Below are 5,143 nucleotides of genomic sequence, written 5' to 3'. Positions count from 1 at the left end.
GGGTGAGGAATCCGGCGCAGGTGGCGGCCGTCTCGTCGGGCAGGTCCTCGGTGTAGGACAGGCGGGAGTGGTCGTCCAGAGCGGTGTGCAGGTAGGCATATCCCGCACCGTTGCGGCGGTCCTTGTTCGGGCTGGAGGCCGCCCGGCCGAGGACCTTGTGGCCGCCGCCGTCGGGGATGCGGCCGAGCTTCTTGACGTCGATGTGGACCAGCTCGCCGGGCCGTTCGCGTTCGTAGCGGCGCACGGGTTCCCCGGTGGCCCGGTCCAGCGTGGTCAGGGCGGGCAGATGGTGCCGCACGAGGATGCGGTGGGCGGTGGAGGCGGCAATGCCGCACCGGGCGGCCAGCCGCAGCGGTCCGATGCGGTGTTCACGCCGCAGCCGCACCACCTGTTCCTCCACGGCGGCCGGGGTCTGCCGCGGCGAACGAAGGGGCCGGCTGGAGCGGTCGCGCATCCCGGCCTCACCGTGCCGGCGGTAGCGCCCCGCCCAGCGGGCACCGGTGGTGTGGCTGACCTGGAAGCGTTCCGCGGCCCGCCGCAGCGGCCATCCGTCGTCCACGACACACCGGGCCAGACGCAGCCTGCCGGTCGGGGTCAGCGGGGCGTTACGGTGGGACACGAGGGCCTCCTGGACGTCGGTGCAGACTTCGCAATCCACACCGAACCCAGAAGGCCCTCACCCTTTCAAGCACCCAGCACGCGTGTCACCAACGTCCCGGGACAACACACCCAGGCCGTTCATCGAAAGTGGATCTTGAGACGCGGCTCACACCGGACCTTCGCCGGTCGAACGTGGCCGCCTCGGCAGCAAGCACCACCTGATCACCGACCGGCACGGAACGCCGCTTGCGGAGTCGCTGACCAGCCGAAACCGTCACGGCGTCACCCAGCTCATGCCCCTGCTGGACGTGATCCCCCGCATCCGCGGCCTGGTGGGCCGGCCTCGTCACCGGCCGCGGCGGCTGTTCGCCGACCGCGGTCACAACTACGACAAGCACCGACGACTTCTCCGTGCTCGCGGCATCACGCCGAAGATCGCCCGCAAGGGCACCGCCCACGGATCCGGCCTGGGCAGGACCAGGTGGGTCGTCGAGCGCACCTTCGCCCGGCTCCACCAATTTCAAACGCCTGCGGACCCGCTACGAGATACGCGCCGACCTCCACCTCGGACTGGTCGAACTCGCCTGCAGCATCATCTGCTTGCGACGACTCCGAACCATTCTAAAATGACCAGTAACGAGCTGGTGCGTGATAGCGATGGAGTCGTGTTTGCCTGATCGGAGTCGTGGTCACGCGTTGGCGGTGCGGTCGGAGACGAGGCCGGCGATGGCCCGGTAGGTGGCGGGTAGGACCTCTCGTCGGTGGGTCCAGCGGGTCAGCTGCTTCCAGCGTTTGTGATCGGCGAGTGCGTGCTCGACGGTGATGCGTTTCGATGAGTGTCGGTGCCGGGCTTCTTCTCTGGCCGCATGTACGTGCGGCAAGGCGATCTTGTTCGGCTTTCTGGGCGGTGTGACCGCTTGGCCAGGATGGTCGCGTCGGAGCCCGAGATAGCCGTCGTCCAGGAGCACTTCCACCTCCGGAAAGTGCTGGAAGCAGACGGCGATGCCTTCGTTGCGTGCGGCAGTCGCATCGTGCATCCGCCCTGGTCGCAGAGCATCGGTCCAGAGTGTGTGGCCCTCGTGGTCGGCGATGATGGTGGCCTTTATGGTGTTCTGCTTCTTCTTGCCCCAGACGAACGCGCGTCGTCCGCCGCGACCGGCTGCGGGCCGGCAGACCTGGACCTCGGTGGCGTCCAGCCGCAGCTCGATGCCCTCGGCCTGGGCATAGGCGAACACATCCGCCAGGGTCCGCAGCCGCAGGCCAGGACGGTCGGGGACCGCACATCCACGTTCAGCCAGGAGCCCGCGTATCTCTCCGATCGCACGGGTGGCAGTGGAACGGTCGACACCGGACAACAGGGCGAGGACGGAGTGCGGGAGATCGTGCCGCAGGTGGATCAGCGTGACGACCAGCCGGTCGACGAACACCAGCCGATGCCCGGCACCGGCCCCCGCCTCACGTTTCCTGGCCCCGCCGCGTGCCTTGTGACGGTGACCCTCGACCACGGCCTGCCACGGGTCGGCCAACTCCTCGACCAAGCAAGCCAGATGCTGCCGGGAGATACCGGTGAACAGCTGATGCGCGAGGATGTCCCGGTTGACCATGATCACCACGGGCTGGATCATCCCACCCTCGCGCGATCACCCCTCAACCGCTATCACGCACCAGCTCGTAAGGCTACGGAGAGACCCCTTGTAGTCGTGGTCCTGGTCGTGGCCGTGACCTATGCCACGGCCACAGGCGATGTCGTGACGCCCCCGACAGGCCCTACCGGTCGCGCCAAGAAGGCCCGGCGCGAGGGCCAGGGCTGCCTGGCCCTCCGCCGCGCCGTGTTCAGGGAGCGCAGTTCCCCTCCCGTTGCGTCGGGACCCCGGGGATCGGCTCCCAGTTGTTGCCCGTGCTGACGTAGACCGCGCTGATCCAGCCGCGCGGGCCGCCGGCGGTCACCTGTACCCACCAGTTGTTGGCGTAGGGGCCGTCGACCACGGTGTCGCCCTTGACCTGGCAGTGGGCGTCCACGGTCACCTGGCTGAGTTTGACGTGGCTGTAGGGCGCGCAGGAGAAGCTGGGGCAGTTGCGCATGTTGACGTCGGTCGCCCACACGTAGACGTCGACGGTGTTGCTCGCGGCCTGTGCGGGAGCGGCGCCGAGCATGGAGATCGCGGCGCCGCACGCGGCGGCCGCGGCCACGGCCGTACGACGCAGGCGGCTGGTTCGCTGGGGCATCAGGGTTTCCTCCCGGTGTGCGTGATCGGTGTTCCCGACCGGTGATCGTCGTTCCCGACCGGTGTGGTCGGGGGTCCTCGACTGCTGCGAGCGGCGTTCCCGGCCGGTTGCCGCTGTCGCTGTCGCTGTCGCTGTCGGGGAAGTGACTGGCCGTTCGGGCACGGCGTATGAGTCCGGTGCGGGGCGAGATTCGCGAGCGAGGGCGGTCATACGGGAGGCTCTGCCGTTCCGTCTCCCCACCGGCCCCTGCGGGCCCGATCACGCTCGCGACCGGCAGAGGGGAGAACCGGCCACAGCACACGCGCTTCTGGCCATTGTCCTGCGTCAACGGATCGCCACATTCCGGGAAGGCGATCCGTTCTCCGGCATGCCCGGGGAGCGTCCGCCGTATCGTCTGTGCCGAGGACCGGGGACGCGAATCGGGGGACGACGATGGACGTGTGCCTTCTGGGCCCCGTCGAGGTGTGGGACGGGCACCGCAGAGTTCCGCTGAACGGCGCGAAACCGACGGCGATCCTGGCGGCCTTGGTCGTCCACCTGGGCGAGGTCGTCTCCGTGGACCGCCTCGTGGATCTGGTCTGGGAGCAGCAGCCACCGACGACCGCGCGGGCGCTGGTCGCCTCGCATGTGTCCGGGCTGCGCCGCGCGCTGGCGACGGCCGGCGCCGGGGAGACGATCCGCACCCGTGCCCCCGGTTACCTCGCCGAGCTGCCCCCGTCCCGTGTCGACGCGCGCCGGTTCGAGAAGGCTCTGGCGCTGGGCAGGCGTATGACCTCGGAGGGCGGGGCCGCGGAGGCCGTCGAGGTCCTGCGGGACGCGTTGGCGTTGTGGCGCGGACCGGAGGCGCTGGAAGGGGTGGGGCAGTCCTTCGCCCGGATCGAGGCCGCGCGTCTGGCGGAACTCCGGCTGACGGCACAGGAGGAGCGGTTCGCCGCCGAACTGGCCCTCGGCTGCCGGGCGGAGCTGGTCGCCGAACTCCTCGCGCACGTGGCCGCCAACCCACTGCGTGAACGGCCGCGCGGGCAGCTGATGACGGCGCTGTTCCGGACCGGGCGGGTACCGGACGGGCTGCGGGTCTACGAGGAGGGACGCGATCTGTTCCGGGCGGAACTGGGCATCGACCCGGGGCCGGAGCTGCGCGCTCTGCATCAGGCCCTGTTGCGCGCGGACACCGGGGTGCTGGGCGCCGGGGCTCCCCCGGTCCACGTCTCCCCCGCGCCGGTCCCGTCCGCCGGCGCCGGGCCCGTTCCCGCGGGCCCCGGCGCGTCCCGTGACACCGCCTCCGCCGCGCAGGCCGCGCCCGTGCCCGGGCCCACGCGACCGCGGGAGGAATCCGGTCGCCCCGGCCGGCCCACGCCCTCTCACCTGCCGCCGGACGTCGCCGACTTCGTCGGCCGCGCCGAGCAGATCGCCTGGGCGACGACCCTGCTGGAGGACGCCGCCGACGGATCACGGACCGCCCCGGCCATCGGGGTGATCTCCGGGCGATCCGGGATGGGCAAGACCGCCCTGGCCGTGCACGTCGGCCACCGTATGTCCGCCCGCTTCCCGGACGGCCGGCTGTTCCTGGATCTGCGGGCCTCCGACTCCGCGCCGTTGCCGACCGCCGACGCGCTGGCCCGGCTGCTGCGGGCGCTCGGCGTCGATCCCGAGGAACTGTCCTGCGACGAGGACGACCTCCTGGGTCTGTACCGCACGCACATGGCCCGCCGGAGGGTCCTGCTCATCCTCGACAACGCCGTGGGAGAGGCGCACCTGCGGCCGCTGCTGCCGTCGGGCGGTTGTTCGGCCGTACTGATCACCAGCCGTCGGCGCCTGGTGGCCCTGGAAGGCGCGAACCGTCTGGAGCTGACCGCCCCTTCCGAGGCGGAGGCGCTCGATCTCCTGGCCCGGGTGGCCGGCGGCGGACGGGCGGGCGCGGAGCCCGCGCACGCCGCCGAGATCGTCACCCTGTGCGGTCAGCTTCCTCTCGCCGTCCGCATCGCCGGTGCCCGCCTCGCCGCCCGCCCGCACTGGACACCGGCCCGCCTCGCCGCCCGGCTGCGCGACGAACGCAGACGGCTGGACGAACTGCAGGCCGGGGACCTGGAGGTACGGGCGAGCCTGGGACTGGGCTACGCCGATCTCGACGAGCAGGAGCGGCGGGCGCTGCGCCGACTGGCCTTGATGGACCTGCCCGACTTCCCCGCCTGGATCGCGGCGCCGCTGCTCGACATCACGGTGGACGAGGCGGAGGAGGCGGTGGAGCGGCTGGCGGACTGCCACTTCCTCGACGTGACCGGCGCCGACGACACCGGCCGGATCCGGTACCGGATCC

4 protein-coding genes and 1 pseudogene are annotated in these 5,143 nt (G+C 71.2%); 2 read left to right on the top strand and 3 right to left on the bottom strand.

What is annotated here, in order from left to right; all coding sequences use genetic code 11:
- The coding region (locus CCN42_RS26200; RefSeq protein ID WP_143662011.1) for a leucine zipper domain-containing protein at window positions 1-619 on the bottom strand (619 nt) is incomplete at its 3' end.
- Window positions 620-773: 154 nt separating this feature from the next.
- Here CCN42_RS26200 and CCN42_RS26195 point away from each other — a divergent pair.
- Window positions 774-1,230: pseudogene (locus CCN42_RS26195) on the top strand (IS5 family transposase); the annotation flags it as partial.
- A gap of 59 nt (window positions 1,231-1,289) precedes the next feature.
- On the opposite strand, the gene CCN42_RS26190 reads toward CCN42_RS26195, so the two are convergent.
- Both CCN42_RS26190 and CCN42_RS43840 read right to left on the bottom strand, forming a co-directional pair.
- On the bottom strand, window positions 1,290-2,204 hold the full coding sequence (locus CCN42_RS26190; RefSeq protein ID WP_211294802.1) for a transposase family protein: 915 nt from the start codon (window positions 2,202-2,204) through the stop codon (window positions 1,290-1,292).
- A 229-nt stretch (window positions 2,205-2,433) separates the two neighbouring features.
- Window positions 2,434-2,826: a peptidase M23 gene (locus CCN42_RS43840; protein WP_211294801.1), complete on the bottom strand. Its 393-nt coding sequence runs from the start codon at window positions 2,824-2,826 to the stop codon at window positions 2,434-2,436.
- Between the two features lie 432 nt (window positions 2,827-3,258).
- On the opposite strand from CCN42_RS43840, the gene CCN42_RS26180 reads away from it, so the two are divergent.
- Window positions 3,259-5,143 (top strand): AfsR/SARP family transcriptional regulator (locus CCN42_RS26180; protein ID WP_211294800.1); only part of this gene is annotated, 1,885 nt, incomplete at its 3' end.

The sequence above is a fragment of the Streptomyces glaucescens genome, from assembly GCF_002154375.1.
Taxonomy (GTDB): domain Bacteria; phylum Actinomycetota; class Actinomycetes; order Streptomycetales; family Streptomycetaceae; genus Streptomyces; species Streptomyces glaucescens.
The sequence above is the reverse complement of the archived record's forward strand: the minus strand, read 5'-3'. Positions and strand labels throughout refer to the sequence as shown.